Source organism: Profundibacter sp. (assembly GCF_056498605.1).
Window position 1 is genome coordinate 15637 of sequence record NZ_JBSMEZ010000067.1, and the last position, 14213, is coordinate 29849.

The 14213-nt window shown below is 56.1% G+C and carries 15 protein-coding genes; 12 read left to right on the forward strand and 3 right to left on the reverse strand.

All coding sequences use genetic code 11. The annotated features are described in order from the left end of the window. The first annotated feature begins 145 nt into the window (after positions 1 to 145). Complete coding sequence (locus ACWB12_RS06990) at positions 146 to 1135, forward strand: fatty acid desaturase (protein ID WP_479529347.1); 990 nt, start codon at positions 146 to 148, stop codon at positions 1133 to 1135. A 4-nt stretch (positions 1136 to 1139) separates the two neighbouring features. Here the strand turns inward: ACWB12_RS06990 and ACWB12_RS06995 are convergent, their stop codons facing one another. After that, positions 1140 to 1652: a hypothetical protein gene (locus ACWB12_RS06995; protein ID WP_479529348.1), complete on the reverse strand. Its 513-nt coding sequence runs from the start codon at positions 1650 to 1652 to the stop codon at positions 1140 to 1142. 64 nt (positions 1653 to 1716) lie between these two features. Further along, entirely contained in the window at positions 1717 to 3009 is a 1293-nt protein-coding gene (serS, locus tag ACWB12_RS07000) for a serine--tRNA ligase (protein ID WP_479529349.1), read from the reverse strand. 173 nt (positions 3010 to 3182) lie between these two features. On the opposite strand from serS, the gene yajC reads away from it, so the two are divergent. The 10 genes from yajC to ACWB12_RS07050 all read left to right on the forward strand — a co-directional run bounded on the left by yajC (position 3183) and on the right by ACWB12_RS07050 (position 10290). Then, entirely contained in the window at positions 3183 to 3512 is a 330-nt protein-coding gene (gene yajC / locus ACWB12_RS07005; protein WP_479529350.1) for a preprotein translocase subunit YajC, read from the forward strand. 52 nt (positions 3513 to 3564) lie between these two features. Then, complete coding sequence (secD, locus tag ACWB12_RS07010; RefSeq protein ID WP_479529351.1) at positions 3565 to 5226, forward strand: protein translocase subunit SecD; 1662 nt, start codon at positions 3565 to 3567, stop codon at positions 5224 to 5226. A 4-nt stretch (positions 5227 to 5230) separates the two neighbouring features. Next, the gene (gene secF, locus ACWB12_RS07015) at positions 5231 to 6196 is read left to right on the forward strand and encodes a protein translocase subunit SecF (protein WP_479529352.1); all 966 of its coding nucleotides are present in this window, start codon (positions 5231 to 5233) and stop codon (positions 6194 to 6196) included. Positions 6197 to 6198: 2 nt separating this feature from the next. Next, positions 6199 to 6948, forward strand: coding sequence for a TSUP family transporter (locus ACWB12_RS07020; RefSeq protein ID WP_479529353.1), 750 nt, complete (start codon positions 6199 to 6201; stop codon positions 6946 to 6948). A gap of 125 nt (positions 6949 to 7073) precedes the next feature. Further along, positions 7074 to 7421 carry an Mth938-like domain-containing protein gene (locus ACWB12_RS07025; RefSeq protein ID WP_479529354.1) on the forward strand — a complete coding sequence of 116 codons (348 nt, stop codon included), beginning with the start codon at positions 7074 to 7076 and terminating at the stop codon, positions 7419 to 7421. A gap of 109 nt (positions 7422 to 7530) precedes the next feature. After that, the gene (gene ccmA, locus ACWB12_RS07030; protein WP_479529361.1) at positions 7531 to 8148 is read left to right on the forward strand and encodes a heme ABC exporter ATP-binding protein CcmA; all 618 of its coding nucleotides are present in this window, start codon (positions 7531 to 7533) and stop codon (positions 8146 to 8148) included. Further along, positions 8145 to 8801, forward strand: a complete 657-nt coding sequence (gene ccmB / locus ACWB12_RS07035; RefSeq protein WP_479529355.1) for a heme exporter protein CcmB — start codon at positions 8145 to 8147, stop codon at positions 8799 to 8801. Before ccmA ends, ccmB begins: the two co-directional genes overlap by 4 nt. 52 nt (positions 8802 to 8853) lie before the next feature. Then, positions 8854 to 9582 carry a heme ABC transporter permease gene (locus ACWB12_RS07040; RefSeq protein WP_479529356.1) on the forward strand — a complete coding sequence of 243 codons (729 nt, stop codon included), beginning with the start codon at positions 8854 to 8856 and terminating at the stop codon, positions 9580 to 9582. After that, complete coding sequence (ccmD, locus tag ACWB12_RS07045; RefSeq protein ID WP_479529357.1) at positions 9579 to 9737, forward strand: heme exporter protein CcmD; 159 nt, start codon at positions 9579 to 9581, stop codon at positions 9735 to 9737. Before ACWB12_RS07040 ends, ccmD begins: the two co-directional genes overlap by 4 nt. Further along, a complete protein-coding gene (locus tag ACWB12_RS07050) occupies positions 9730 to 10290 on the forward strand; it encodes a DsbE family thiol:disulfide interchange protein (RefSeq protein WP_479529358.1) in 561 nt (186 codons plus the stop codon). The genes ccmD and ACWB12_RS07050 overlap by 8 nt, the downstream gene beginning before the upstream one ends. Positions 10291 to 10546: 256 nt before the next feature. Here ACWB12_RS07050 and acnA read toward each other — a convergent pair whose 3' ends face one another. Continuing rightward, positions 10547 to 13234 carry an aconitate hydratase AcnA gene (acnA, locus tag ACWB12_RS07055; protein ID WP_479529359.1) on the reverse strand — a complete coding sequence of 896 codons (2688 nt, stop codon included), beginning with the start codon at positions 13232 to 13234 and terminating at the stop codon, positions 10547 to 10549. Between the two features lie 234 nt (positions 13235 to 13468). Here acnA and ACWB12_RS07060 point away from each other — a divergent pair, with 234 nt between their 5' ends. Beyond that, on the forward strand, positions 13469 to 14167 hold the full coding sequence (locus ACWB12_RS07060; RefSeq protein ID WP_479529360.1) for a DUF1223 domain-containing protein: 699 nt from the start codon (positions 13469 to 13471) through the stop codon (positions 14165 to 14167). Positions 14168 to 14213 lie beyond the last annotated feature (46 nt).

Consider the following 14213-nt stretch of genomic DNA (forward strand, 5'->3'; position numbering starts at 1 on the left):
CAAGGTAGAATGGTGCGCGGGTTATGCCCGGGAGGGGCAGTTTATAATTTGACTGTTTGAAAATTTACCATAGAGTAAAAGCTGTATTTGTAGCCTTATTGCTTAGTAACACTCACATTATTTCAAGACTCAAGAGAATTTGAATATGAATATTAGAGAAATTTCCCGCGCCTATACCACGCGGAACAATACGGTTGCGATCCTGAATGTCATTGGCACATTGGCGGCCTACTTCCTGCTGTTGTGGCTGGCGATTACATTCGCTGACACATGGTATCTACTGCTGCCGCTGTCTGTGGCCGTGGCGTTTGCTGCGATTCGCCTATACATGTTGCAACATGATTGTGGGCACGGATCGTTCTTTACCACGCGGCGGATGAATGACACAGTGGGGCGCCTGATGGCGCCGTTCACATTCGCGCCCTATAATGCGACCAAATACAATCATAACCAGCACCACGCCTATATCGGTGATCTGGAACACCGCGATGCGGGCGAGATTTTCACCATGACGCTGGCGGAATATCGCAGCGCCCCTTTGTGGAAACGGCTGGGGTATCGGCTGTATCGCAGCCCGCTGACCCTGTTTTTTATCGGGCCGCTGTTTGTTTATCTTGTTCAGTATCGTTTTCCAAAAAACGGGATAAAAACAGGTGTTTGGGATGTGATGCTAAACAATATAGCGATTGGGTTATACCTGTGGGGGTTGTATGCCCTGTTTGGGGCAACGGCGCTTTGGGTGCTGGGTGGCAGTGTTATTATTGCCGGTTTCTTTGGCGCGATGATCCCTTATGTGCAGCATAATTTTGAAGGTATGTATTGGGACCGCAAACCGAGCCATACATTCGAGGCGGCGGCGCTGCAATCCTCAGCAGTGCTGGATTTCGGGCGGGTCTATAATTTTCTGACCGCCAACATCGCCTATCACGATCTGCACCATCTGAACGCCAATATCCCCTGCTACAATCTGTGCAAATGCTATGAGGCGTGTGAGCATTTGCTGGATTCGCAAAAGATCGGGTTCATTCAGGGGCTGGGCTGTTTGCGTTGGAAACTGTGGGACGAGGACGCCAACAAGATGATAGCGTTCCCCGCAGCTATGGTGTTTGTTCCATCAAGCAGCGAGCAGCACTGACCGGTTACAGTTTGCCAAACGCAACACCGCGCCATGTCCAGCCGTTATCAGTCACCGCCTGTTGCAGCGGTTTTTTGATTTCGGATGAATTGAAGCGGTAATTGTAAATCTGTCCGAGCCTTAACTCTTCGGTAAAACCGTAAGCGGTGCCAAACGAGATTTCGGTTTTCTGGCCACGAAAACCCGACGCCTGAAACTCCAGTTCTGGCACACCGGCCCGCCAACTGACGGTATAATCCATATCCACCGCGCGGACCTCGGAATTTTCCACGTCCAGCCGCATTTTGACCTTGAACGCCTTTTTCAGACCGGCCTTGCCGAAAATCTCGTACCATTTGGCGTCAACAATCTTCCACTCGGCCACCAGATCGCACCTGTCGTCGTCGCATTTGGTGATCCGGTAGGGGGCGGTGTCGCGGTTTAGCGCCAGAATAGCTGTCTCCAACTGGTCAGGACTGACGGCAACAACGCCGGATTTTGGCCGTTTGCGCCCGCTTAGAAAATCGAACAATCCCATAATGTTGCTCCCTTATAGTAGGTCAGGGGATAGGTAGAACACCCATAAGGAATTATACCACCAATCAGCCCAGATGACCATCGGCAGCAATTGTGGTTTTGCCGCCCAGATAGGGGTGTAACACGTCGGGCAAACTGACCGAACCATCCTCGTTCTGGCCGTTTTCCAGCACCGCAATCAGGCAACGCCCAACCGCCAGACCCGAGCCATTCAGGGTATGCACAAATTCGGGTTTTCCACCGCCTGCGGGTTTGAAACGGGCGTTCATCCGGCGGGCCTGAAAATCACCGGCGACAGAAATCGAGCTGATCTCGCGGTAGGCGTTTTGGCCGGGCAACCACACCTCGATGTCATGGGTTTTACGCATGCCGAAGCCCAGATCACCGGTGCACAGGATCACGGTGCGATAGGCCAGATTCAGCGCCTCCAGTATCGCCTCGGCGCATTTGGTCATGCGGGTGTGTTCATCATTTGATTTGTCAGGGTGGGTGATGGAAACCATCTCGACCTTTTCAAACTGGTGCTGGCGCAGCATGCCCGATGTGTCACGGCCAGCCGATCCGGCCTCGCTACGAAAACACAGCGTATGGGCGACATGGCGGTGGGGCAGGGTGGCCTCGTCGATCACCTCGCCATTGACGATATTGGTCAGCGGCACCTCGGCGGTGGGGATCAGCCACCAGCCATCGGTGGTTTTATAGCTGTCCTCGCCGAATTTCGGCAGTTGCCCCGTGCCATACATCATTTCCTCACGCACCAGAACCGGTACGTTGGTTTCGCGCAGATCATGTTTGTCAATGTGGGTATCCAGCATGAATTGCGCCAGCGCACGGTGCACACGGGCAACCGCGCCGGACATTACAACAAAGCGCGAGCCGGACAGCTTGGCGGCGACCTCGAAATCCATGCCGCCTTGCACCGCTTTGATCTCGAAATGCTCTTTGGGATCAAAGGCGAAATTGCGCGGGCTGCCCCATGTGTGGATTTCGACGTTATCGTCCTCGTCGGCCCCATCCGGCACATCATCGGCGGGCAGATTGGGCAGGCCCATCAGCATGTCGCGCAATTCGGCATCCTTTGCTTTGGCCTCTTCTTCAAGCGTGGCAATCTCGGCTTTCTTTTCGCCAACCAGTGCGCGCAAGCGTTCAAACTCGGCCTCGTCACCGCTGGCCTTGGCCGCGCCCACCAGTTTGGATGCTGCATTGCGTTCGGTTAGCGCCGCTTCGGCCCGCGCAATCGCGCCGCGCCGCGCCGTGTCAATCGCCAGAACCGCCGCGGAAATACCAGAGAGACCACGGCGCGCCATTGCAGCGTCAAATGCGGCTGGGTTATCGCGGATCATTTTAATATCGTGCATTTTGCTGGTTCCCGATTGATTGTCATCACTTGCCCCCCATATGCCTTAGATATGCGCTGCTTTGAAGCCTTGATTTACGCCTGCCATGGCTTGCCAAGCAAAAGGGCCACATATAGGGTGCGCGCCAACGGTATTGGCGCCATTCGCCGGTAATAAACACAAAGGACGATGATATGTTTGTAACACCCGCCTATGCACAGGCCGCCGGAGCAGGGGGCGTAAGTGCGCTTGGCTCTTTCATCCCGCTGATCCTGATTTTTGCGATCATGTATTTCCTGCTGATCCGTCCGCAGCAAAAGAAGATGAAACAGCATCAGGCGATGGTCGCAGCGCTGCGCCGTGGCGATCAGGTGGTGACCGCTGGTGGCGTCATCGGCAAGGTGACCAAGGTGAAAGAAGCTGGCGAGATCGAGATTGAAATTGCGAAAGATGTGAAGGTGCGCGTCATTCAATCGACCATTTCACAAGTGTTGAACAAAACAGAACCCGCAAACGATAATTAATCGGGCGTCAATTCGTCCATCGACCGGACCACTTAGGAATACAGGCAAACATATGCTGCAAATCGATTTATGGAAGCGCATCGTCATTTGGGGGCTTGTTGCGCTTGGCCTGTTTATGGCGTTGCCCAACGGGTTTTATACCCGTGTGGAAACCCACAATGATGCACTGGTCGAAATCGACAAACTGGGCAGCACGCCTGAACGTTTGGCGGCAGCGGATACATGGCCATCGTGGATGCCATCCAGTCTGGTGAACCTTGGGCTGGATCTGCGCGGTGGGGCGCATTTGCTGGCCGAGGTGCAGGTCGAAGATGTTTACGAGGCCCGCGTTAAGGGTATGTGGCCTGCGGTGCGCGATGTGCTGCGGCCCGAACGGGATGTGGTTGGCGCGGTGCGCCGGCTGGATTCACCAGCCCAGGAATTGCGGGTGCGCATTGGCAACCCCGAGGCCATGCCACGCGCATTGGAATTGGTGCGCGGATTGGCACAGGCCGTGACCACGCTGTCGGGCGTCGGATCGCAAGATCTGGAGTTTAGTGCCAATGGCGATGTGATCACTATGGTTCTGTCCGAAGCAGAAAAGCAGGTCAGTGACGAATTAACCATCGCACGGACGCTGGAAATCGTCCGCCGCCGCGTGGACGAAGTGGGCACCCGCGAGCCGACAATCCAGCGGCAAGGCACCAACCGGATATTGATTCAGGTTCCAGGGCTGGGATCGGCACAGGAATTGAAAGATTTGCTGGGATCAACCGCCAAGCTGGAGTTCAAACCCGTTGTTGGCCAAACAAGTGATCCTGACGCTAGCCCCGGGGCGCGTAATGAAGTGTTGCCATCGCTGGACCGGGAAGGTGTGTATTACATTGTAGAGGAACTGCCCGTCGTCACAGGCGAGGAATTGGTCGATGCGCAGCCGACGTTTGATCAGAACGGCCGCCCTGCGGTGAACTTCCGCTTTAACCCTGCGGGCGGGCGCAAATTCGGTAACTACACGGCTGAAAATATCGGATCGCCTTTTGCGATTGTGCTGGATCGCGAGGTGATTTCCGCCCCGACAATCCAGAGCCACATTTCGGGCGGGTCCGGCATTATCACCGGTAGTTTTACAGTCGAGGAATCGACCAAGCTGGCGATTTTATTACGGGCAGGGGCACTGCCTGCCAAGATGAATTTCCTTGAGGAACGCACGATCGGGCCGGAGCTGGGCCAAGACAGTATTGACGCGGGTAAAATTGCGGCGATTGTCGCTGGCATCGGGGTGCTGGTGTTTATGGTGCTGTCTTACGGGCTGTTCGGGCTGTTTGCCGATATTGCGCTGGTTATCAACGTCGGGCTGATCTTTGGTCTGCTGTCGATGATCGGGGCGACGCTGACCTTGCCCGGGATCGCGGGGATTGTTTTGACCGTCGGGATGGCGGTGGATGCCAACGTGCTGATTTTCGAGCGAATACGCGAGGAACTGAAATCGGCCAAAGGGCCAGCGCGGGCGATTGAGCTGGGCTATGAGAAAGCGTTGAGCGCTATTCTGGACGCCAACATCACCACGTTTATCACAGCGGTCATTCTGTTTGTCATGGGCTCTGGCCCCGTGCGCGGTTTTGCGATTACGCTGGGGCTGGGGATTATCACCTCGGTCTTTACCGCGATTTTTGTAACACGGCTGATCGTAGTGATCTGGTTTGAACGCCGCCGCCCCAAAACGATAGAGGTATAAGACGATGAGATTACGACTTGTACCCAAAGATACAAAATGGGATTTCTTCAAAACATCGAAGCTGACAATGGGTTTTTCTGCCTTAATGATGATCGCGTCTATCGTGCTGTTTTTCATGCAAGGGTTGAACTACGGCATTGATTTCAAAGGTGGCACCACGATCCGCACGGATTCGGACATCGCTGTGGATGTCAGGGAATATCGCGATGCGATTGCACCGCTGAACCTTGGCGATGTGTCGATCACCGAAGTGTTCGATCCGGCCAAGCCCGATTTGCACGTGACCCAAATTCGCATTGAGGCGCAAGAGGGCGATGAAGCCGTCACCACCAGCACTATTGCAGATATTAAGACCGCATTGCAGGCCTATGAGCCGTCGATCACATTTGCCGCCGTTGAATCTGTTGGACCCAAAGTGTCGGGCGAATTGGTCTGGACCGCTGTCGAGGCGGTGATTGCGGCGATTGTGGCGGTGTTGTTTTACATCTGGCTGCGGTTTGAATGGCAGTTTTCTGTCGGGGCTGTGGCCGCATTGGTGCATGACGTGGTGCTGACCATCGGCATCTTTAGTCTGGTGCAGATCAAGTTCGATCTGGCCATCATCGCTGCCTTGCTGACCATCGTTGGCTATTCGTTGAACGATACCGTGGTTGTGTTTGACCGCGTGCGCGAGAATCTGCGCAAGTTCAAGAAACTGACGCTAAAAGAGGTGTTGAACCTGTCGATCAATGAAACCCTGTCACGCACGGTGATGACTTCCGTCACCACATTAATTGCGCTGGTGGCCCTGTTTGTGCTGGGCGGCGACGTGATCCGCGGCTTTGTGTTTGCGATGATCTGGGGTGTGATTGTCGGGACGTATTCATCGGTGTTTATCGCATCCGCCATCCTGCTTCGCCTTGGGGTGAAACGCGACTGGTCGAAACAAAACCCCGAAGCGGGCGGACAATACGCAGGTATCGACGCGTAAGGATGGGCATCTTCGCGGGCGTCATTGCAAGCGAAGGGTTCTGGCTGCTGGTGGCTGCTGCAACGGTCGCAGGGCTGGTGCGCGGATTTTCCGGATTTGGCACGGCGATGGTGTATCTGCCTGTGGCGGGTCAAATCCTGACCCCGTTCGAGGCGCTGACCACCCTGTTGATCATGGATCTGATCGGTCCGTTGCCCAACATCCCGCGCGCCATTCGCACAGGTCATCCGGCGGATATTCTGCGCTTGTCACTGGGCACGCTGGTGGCTTTGCCGCTGGGGGTGCTGGTACTGGGTCTGATCGCACCCGAGTTGTTTCGCTATGGCGTGTCGATGACCTCGATCCTGTTGCTGGTGCTGCTGGTCGGCGGATTTCGCTATCAGGGGGTGTTAAGGCCGCCGATGATTTATGGCGCGGGCGGGTTGGGCGGGTTCCTCGCCGGCAGCGTCGGATTGCCGGGGCCGCCGGTGATCATGCTCTATATGGCCAGTTCGCATCCGGCGGCGGTGATCCGTGCTAATATCATGGTTTATCTGCTGCTGTGTGATCTGATGATGATCGGGGTGTTGCATCTGAACGGCTATCTGGTGGCATCGGCTGTGGTTTTAGGTGCATTGCTGACGCTGCCCTATCTGGCGGCGAATGTGCTGGGTGGCTGGTTGTTTGCCCCGGGATACGAGCGGGTCTACCGCGCGGTTGCCTATTTCATTATTGCCGCATCGGCGCTAAACGGGTTGCCATTGTTTGATTAGAGCGAAACCAATCTAATCGGCAAACAAGTATTTACCTTGAAGCCCGAGGCAGCGTTAACGTTAGTTAATGCGTTCGGGGTTCAAAGGCGAATTCAATCGGATTGGTTTCGCTCAAGGAGACGCACATGCAATTCACCGAGGTCGAATTCAAAGATACCATGCCGATTGACGGCTATGGGCCGGGGTTTTTCCGTGTCGGCGGTAAGGTTTTCGAGGGGGCGGTGCTGGTATTGCCAAACTCTGTCACCGCGTGGGGCGGGTACGGGGATGCGGCGGCGTTGCTGGCGCTAAAGGTCGATGTGCTGTTTATCGGCACGGGGGCCGAGACCACGCATATTCCCAAACCTTTGCGAGAAGCCTTGGAGGCAGCCCATATAGGGGTCGAACCGATGGCCAGCCCTGCGGCGTGCCGGACCTATAATGTGTTGCTGGCCGAGGGGCGGCGGATAGCGGCGGCGTTATTGCCTGTCTAGGGCGTTGTGCTAAAGAGATTCTAGGCGCTCCGCGCGGGGATATTTGTAGAACGAAAATGGGGCGGATTTGTCGCTGTTCGGGAGCGTTGCATTGGGGTATGCCGTTGCTATGGAATTGATGAAAGTTACCAATCTGGCAATCACGCGCGGCGGTGTTGCTGTGCTTGATCGGGTGGATTTCACGCTGGCGGCAGGGCAGGTTCTACTGCTGCGTGGGCCAAACGGGATTGGCAAGACCACGCTGTTGCGCACCTTGGCGGGGTTGCAACCGGCCCTTGAGGGCGAGGTGGTGGCAGCCCCTGATGCGATCACCTACGGGGCGCATGCGGATGGGTTGAAATCGACCCTGACGGTGACCGAGAATTTGAAGTTTTGGGCGCAGGTGTACGGCGTGGTGGATATTGCTCCGGCGCTTGCGGCGTTTAACCTTGAGGATTTGGCAAGTCGCGCGGCGCATAACCTGTCGGCGGGGCAAAAGCGCCGTTTGGGGTTGGCACGCTTGTTGGTGACGGGGCGCAAAATCTGGGCATTGGATGAACCCACTGTATCACTGGATGTGGCCAGTGTGGCGCTGTTTGCCGATGCGGTTCGGGAGCATTGCGAAAATGGGGGGGCGGCGCTGATTGCCACCCATATTGATCTGGGGATCAAGGCCGATGTGCTGGACCTGACGGACAACAAGGCCCGCCCGCGCGATCTGGCCGGGTTCGATGAGGCGTTCGAATGATTGCGATTCTGATCCGGGATATGCGGTTGGCGATGCGGGCAGGGGGCGGCTTTGGGTTGGGGTTAGCATTTTTCCTGATCGTTGTGGTGCTGGTGCCGTTTGGCGTTGGGCCGCAAAGTGCGCTGCTGGCTAAAATCGCGCCGGGCATTCTGTGGGTCGGGGCATTGCTGGCGTGCCTTTTGTCACTGGACCGCATTTTCGCGCTGGATTTTGAGGACGGCTCGCTTGATCTGTTGGCAACCGCACCTGTGCCGCTGGAGGGTGTGGTGGCGATGAAGGCCTTGGCCCATTGGCTGACCACCGGATTGCCGCTGACCATTGCCGCGCCGTTTTTGGGGGTGTTGCTGAACATGCCGACAGCCGGTTTTGGCTGGCTGGTGGCGACATTGGCAATCGGCACACCGGCGCTGTCGTTCATCGGCGCATTCGGTGCGGCGCTGACTGTGGGATTGAAACGCGGCGGGCTGTTATTGTCATTATTGGTGCTGCCGCTATACGTGCCCACGCTGATTTTCGGGGCCGAAGCGCTGCGCCGCGGGGCACAAGGGTTCGACAACACTACACCGCTCTTAATGCTGGCTGGAATCACCGCTGGCGTGGTCGCGCTGCTTCCATTTGTAGCGGCTGCAACCATACGCATCAATTTGCGTTGAGCCTTGTAACGGGGTATTTATAGCCGTGAAATTTAACGTATAAGGTCGCCCGATGTCGCTCTGGGAATACGCCAATCCAAAATTATTCATGCAAACGTCAGGGAAATTCCTGCCGTGGTTTGCGGGCCTGTCGGTGATCACACTGGTGACGGGCATGTTCTGGGGATACTTTCTAACCCCCGAGGCTGAAAACTTTGGTTCTTCGGTGAAAATTATCTATATCCATGTGCCGGCAGCCCTGATGGCGATCAATGCGTGGATGATGATGCTGATCACATCTTTGGTCTGGCTGATCCGTCGCCACCATGTTTCGGCACTGGCGGCCAAGGCCGCAGCCCCGATTGGCATGACAATGACGCTGATTGCACTGTTTACCGGCGCGATTTGGGGCCAACCAATGTGGGGCACCTATTGGGCGTGGGACCCGCGACTGACATCGTTCCTGATCCTGTTTTTGTTCTATCTGGGCTATATCGCTTTGTGGGAAGCGATTGATGATCCGGACACAGCCGCTGATCTGACCTCGGTTTTATGCCTTGTCGGGTCGGTCTTTGCTCTGCTTAGCCGCTATGCGGTAAATTTCTGGAGCCAAGGGCTGCATCAGGCAGCGTCGCTTTCGGTCGACAAAGAAGAACATGTTTCGGATGTATTTTACTGGCCGTTGTTGTTGTGCATTGCCGGTTTCGTTTTGCTGTTCATCGCACTGGTGCTGATGCGCACACGCACAGAAATTCGCAGCCGCCGGATGAAGGCGCTGATCGCACGGGAGCGGGTGGCATGATGCCTGATCTGGGGAAATACCAAACCGAGGTTCTGGCCTCTTATGCGGTGACGCTAATCTTGTTGTTGGGCCTGCTGGCGCTTAGCTGGATCAAAGGGCGTCGCGTTGCCAAGGCGCTGCGCGAGGTTGAAGAACGGCGGGCGAAAAATGTCTGAGCCGCGGAAACTGAATATATTGGCGATCCTACCCGTTGTGATTTTTGCGACATTGGTTGGCGCGTTGTTATTGCCGAATTTGATAAACAGCCTGAGCGGCAATGACCCTAGTAATCTGCCATCAACACGCGAAGGCCACCCTGCGCCTGCGATCTTTGTGAGTGAAGATCAGGACCCTGCAACCGGTTTCACCGACGAGACCCTGCGGGCCCCCGGCGTAAAGCTGGTAAATTTCTGGGCCAGCTGGTGTCCGCCGTGTCGGGCCGAACACCCAAACCTGATCAAACTGGCCGAGGGTGGCCTGCCGGTTTACGGGGTTAACTACAAGGACCGGCCAGAGGATGCAGCCGGATTTCTGGCTGAACTGGGCAACCCGTTCACCGCGATCCTGAGTGACCCCAAGGGGCGCAACGGGATTGAGTGGGGCGTTCTGGCGATGCCCGAAAGCTATTTGATTGATAGCGACGGGGTTATCGTGCTGCATTTTCGCGGGCCAATTACCCAGCGGGTGATTGAAAACCAGATACGCCCAGCCATCGAGGCCGCCAAGTAAGGTTCGGGTGACGTGGGCTAAACCGCTTTACAGGATCGGTAGACAGGCCACAGCAAGCAAAAGCAGCGCGAACGCCTCGATCAGAGGGGCGGAAAGGCCGAGAATTTCACGGCGGTCATGTGGGATGGTCAAGTCAATCATAGGAACACTGATAGCCCATTCTGGTTAACGAAAAAAGAACGCAAATCAGGGATTGGCGAAACAGTTTGTTTCTATAGGTACAAGCGCCCCGCAATCGGGACGCTTGTAATTTTCCTTACCCCTTCGCCAAATTCCGCAGCACGTAATGCAATACGCCGCCGTGTTCGATGTATTCGATCTCGGTTTCGGTATCGATGCGGCATTTCAGGGTGATGTCGCGGGTTTTGCCATCGCTGTAGGTGATGGTGGCGGGGATGTCGGATAGCGGTTTCAGGTCGCCCTCAAGCCCTGTTATCGACACGGTTTCGTCGCCCTTCAGACCCAACGTCTTGCGGGTGCCGCCGCCGGTAAATTCAAACGGGATCACGCCCATGCCGACCAGATTGCTGCGGTGAATACGCTCGTAACTTTCGGCGATCACCGCCTTGACCCCCAACAGGGCGGTGCCTTTGGCGGCCCAGTCGCGCGATGAGCCAGCCCCATATTGTTGCCCTGCAAAGATCACCAGCGGTGTGCCGGCCTCTTGATAGGCGTTGGCAGCGTCAAAGATCGAGGTTTGTTTGCCGTCTGGTCCCAGCGTATAGCCGCCTTCAACCCCGTCCAGCATTTCGTTTTTGATGCGGATGTTGGCAAACGTGCCGCGCATCATCACCTCGTGGTTGCCACGGCGCGAGCCATAGGAGTTGAACTGGTTCACGGGCACTTGGCGCTCGACCAGATATTGCCCAGCGGGGGTGTCTTTTGTGAATGACCCCGCAGGCGAAATGTGGTCGGTGGTGACCATATCGCCCAGAATGGCCAATACCTTGGCGTCTTTCACGTCACTGATCTTACTAGCTTCTTTGGACATATTCTGAAAGTAGGGCGGATTACGAACGTAGGTCGATGTGGCAGGCCAGTCGTAGGTCAGGCTGTCAGTGGTTGCCACGCCCTGCCATTTTTCATCGCCTGCGAAAACATCGGCGTATTTCGCCATGAACGCCTCGCGGGTGACGGTTTTGTCGACCAGTTCGGCGATCTCTTGATTCGTGGGCCAGATGTCTTTCAGGTAGATATCATTGCCGTCTTTGTCTTGGCCCAGCGGGTCGGTCGCAATGTTGATGTCCAATGTGCCAGCGATAGCATAGGCCACCACCAAGGGGGGCGAGGCCAGATAGTTGGCGCGCACGTCGGGGGAAATCCGGCCCTCGAAATTGCGGTTGCCCGAGAGCACCGAAGTTGCCACCAGATCGCCCTCGGCGATTGCGGCAGAAATTTCCGGCTGCAACGGGCCGGAATTGCCAATGCAGGTGGTGCAGCCGTAACCAACAAGGTTAAAGCCAAGCGCATCCAGATCTTTTTGCAGATCGGCGGCTTCAAGGTATTCGCTTACAACTTGCGAACCGGGGGCCAGCGAGGTTTTCACCCACGGCTTGCGGTTCAGACCCAAGGCCGCGGCCTTGCGTGCCACCAGACCCGCGCCGATCATCACGTAGGGGTTCGAGGTGTTGGTGCACGACGTAATCGAGGCGATCACAACTTTGCCGCTCTCCATTGTGTAGTCTTCGCCCGCCACCGCGATTTCTTTGTGCATCGGGCGTTTGAACATCTCTTTCATCTGGCAGGCGAATGCCGCTTTGGCATCCGTTAGTGCGATGTAGTCCTGCGGGCGTTTGGGGCCGGAAATAGCTGGCACAATCGTGCCCATGTCCAGCGACAGGGTGTCGGTGTAAACCGGTGCATAATCGGCATCACGCCAGAACCCGTTTTCCTTGGCATAAGCCTCGACCAATGCAATCCGGCCCTCATTGCGGCCAGAAACCCGCAAATAGCGCAGGGTTTCATTATCAATCGGGAAATAGCCACAGGTCGCGCCGTATTCAGGCGCCATGTTGGCGATGGTGGCCCGATCGGCCAGCGGCAGGTGGTTCAGGCCCTCGCCGTAAAATTCAACGAATTTGCCAACCACGCCTTGGATACGCAACAGTTCCACGACCTTCAGAACCAGATCGGTGGCGGTGGTGCCCTCCATCATTTCGCCAGTCAACTCGAAACCCACGACCTCGGGGATCAGCATTGAAATCGGCTGGCCCAGCATCGCCGCTTCAGCCTCGATCCCGCCAACGCCCCAGCCCAGAACGGCCAAACCGTTGACCATAGTGGTGTGGCTGTCGGTGCCGACCAATGTGTCGGGATAGGCGACGGTTGCGCCGCTCTGGTCCGTATCGGTCCAAACGGTTTGCGCCAGATATTCAAGGTTCACCTGATGGCAAATCCCTGTGCCCGGGGGCACCACGCGGAAATTGTCAAACGCCGATTGGCCCCATTTCAGGAAGGTGTAGCGCTCGATGTTGCGCTCGTATTCGCGTTCAACATTCATCGCGAATGCGCGGGGGGTACCGAAATTGTCGATCATCACCGAGTGGTCAATCACCAGATCAACCGGGGTCAGCGGGTTGATCTTTTCCGCATCCCCCCCAAGCCCGATAATCCCGTCGCGCATCGCGGCCAGATCGACCACAGCAGGCACGCCGGTGAAATCTTGCATCAGCACGCGGGCAGGGCGATAGGCAATCTCACGCGGGTTTTTGCCGCCGTTTGTGGCCCATTCAGCGAATGCCTTGATGTCATCTGTTGTGACCGTCTTGCCATCCTCGAACCGCAGCATGTTTTCCAGCACCACCTTGAGCGCCGCAGGAAGGCGCGAGAAGTCGCCCAAACCCGCAGCGGTGGCCGCGGGGATCGAGTAATAATCGACGCTTTGTTTGCCCACGGTCAGGGTTTTACGGGATTTTGCGCTGTCTTGTCCGACTTGAATGGTCATGGCTGGCTCCATTTTATGGCTAACGGCTATGGGCGGCTGCCCATGTTACTTGCGCTTTTGACCTATCCAGAGGAGTCGTTCAAGGGGGCAAGCCATATTTGTATACCATTGCACACAATTAATTTGTAGCACTGATGTTACGAAAGTAACAAGGATTCTCGCAAAACCTTGATTGGCTATTGATCGGGCTGTGACTTAGGTGGATGTAAGGGCGCAGAAAACAGAGAGCGGATCATGCATAAATTTGTGATTATTGTAACAGGGGTGTGGATGGCGGTGGCCAATATGACTGCGGCGCAATCTGGGCCAGTTGTGGTTGAACTATATACCTCGCAGGGGTGTTCCAGTTGCCCGCCCGCAGATGCATTGTTGGGGAAACTGGCAAAACGCGATGATGTGATCGCACTATCGCTGCATGTGGATTATTGGGATTACATCGGCTGGAAAGATGTCTTTGCCAGCCCGAAATTTACCGCACGCCAGCACGGCTATGCGCGTGCGGCGGGAAAACGCATGGTTTACACGCCACAAATGGTGATCGCGGGGCAAGACCTTGTTGTTGGCACCAAGCCAAGCGAAGTTGCCAAACTAATCAAGGCCCGCGCCAAAGCGCCAGATCAGGTGCGGTTGACGGTTACGCGCAACGGTGGCCAGATCGAGATCACGGCAGAACCATTGGTCAAGGGGCTGGGTAAAATGGTGGTGCAGATGGTGCGATTTGTTGACGGGCAATCGGTGCAGATCAAGCGCGGCGAGAATGCGGGGCGCAAACTAGCCTATTCAAACGTGGTCACTGAATGGAGCGTCCTGAAAGGCTGGAACGGGGCGGCACCGCTGACATTTTCCGCCAATATTCCTGGCGATGATGAATGCGTCATTATCGTTCAGGCGGCCAATCAGGGATCAATCTTGGCCGCTGCGCGGGTGCGCTGACGTTCGGGTTTCCAACGCCGGTGAATCCACAGCCATTGCCCCATAT

What these genes read in the sequence shown, in the direction of transcription:
- acnA (WP_479529359.1), bottom strand. Translation starts at nt 13,234, where the DNA reads ATGACCATTCAAGTCGGACAAGACAGCGCAAAATCCCGTAAAACCCTG.
- serS (WP_479529349.1), bottom strand. Translation starts at nt 3,009, where the DNA reads ATGCACGATATTAAAATGATCCGCGATAACCCAGCCGCATTTGACGCT.
- ACWB12_RS07060 (WP_479529360.1), top strand. Translation starts at nt 13,469, where the DNA reads ATGCATAAATTTGTGATTATTGTAACAGGGGTGTGGATGGCGGTGGCC.
- ACWB12_RS06995 (WP_479529348.1), bottom strand. Translation starts at nt 1,652, where the DNA reads ATGGGATTGTTCGATTTTCTAAGCGGGCGCAAACGGCCAAAATCCGGC.
- secD (WP_479529351.1), top strand. Translation starts at nt 3,565, where the DNA reads ATGCTGCAAATCGATTTATGGAAGCGCATCGTCATTTGGGGGCTTGTT.
- ACWB12_RS07050 (WP_479529358.1), top strand. Translation starts at nt 9,730, where the DNA reads ATGTCTGAGCCGCGGAAACTGAATATATTGGCGATCCTACCCGTTGTG.
- ccmA (WP_479529361.1), top strand. Translation starts at nt 7,531, where the DNA reads ATGGAATTGATGAAAGTTACCAATCTGGCAATCACGCGCGGCGGTGTT.
- ccmB (WP_479529355.1), top strand. Translation starts at nt 8,145, where the DNA reads ATGATTGCGATTCTGATCCGGGATATGCGGTTGGCGATGCGGGCAGGG.
- ACWB12_RS07020 (WP_479529353.1), top strand. Translation starts at nt 6,199, where the DNA reads ATGGGCATCTTCGCGGGCGTCATTGCAAGCGAAGGGTTCTGGCTGCTG.
- secF (WP_479529352.1), top strand. Translation starts at nt 5,231, where the DNA reads ATGAGATTACGACTTGTACCCAAAGATACAAAATGGGATTTCTTCAAA.
- ACWB12_RS07040 (WP_479529356.1), top strand. Translation starts at nt 8,854, where the DNA reads ATGTCGCTCTGGGAATACGCCAATCCAAAATTATTCATGCAAACGTCA.
- ACWB12_RS06990 (WP_479529347.1), top strand. Translation starts at nt 146, where the DNA reads ATGAATATTAGAGAAATTTCCCGCGCCTATACCACGCGGAACAATACG.
- yajC (WP_479529350.1), top strand. Translation starts at nt 3,183, where the DNA reads ATGTTTGTAACACCCGCCTATGCACAGGCCGCCGGAGCAGGGGGCGTA.
- ccmD (WP_479529357.1), top strand. Translation starts at nt 9,579, where the DNA reads ATGATGCCTGATCTGGGGAAATACCAAACCGAGGTTCTGGCCTCTTAT.
- ACWB12_RS07025 (WP_479529354.1), top strand. Translation starts at nt 7,074, where the DNA reads ATGCAATTCACCGAGGTCGAATTCAAAGATACCATGCCGATTGACGGC.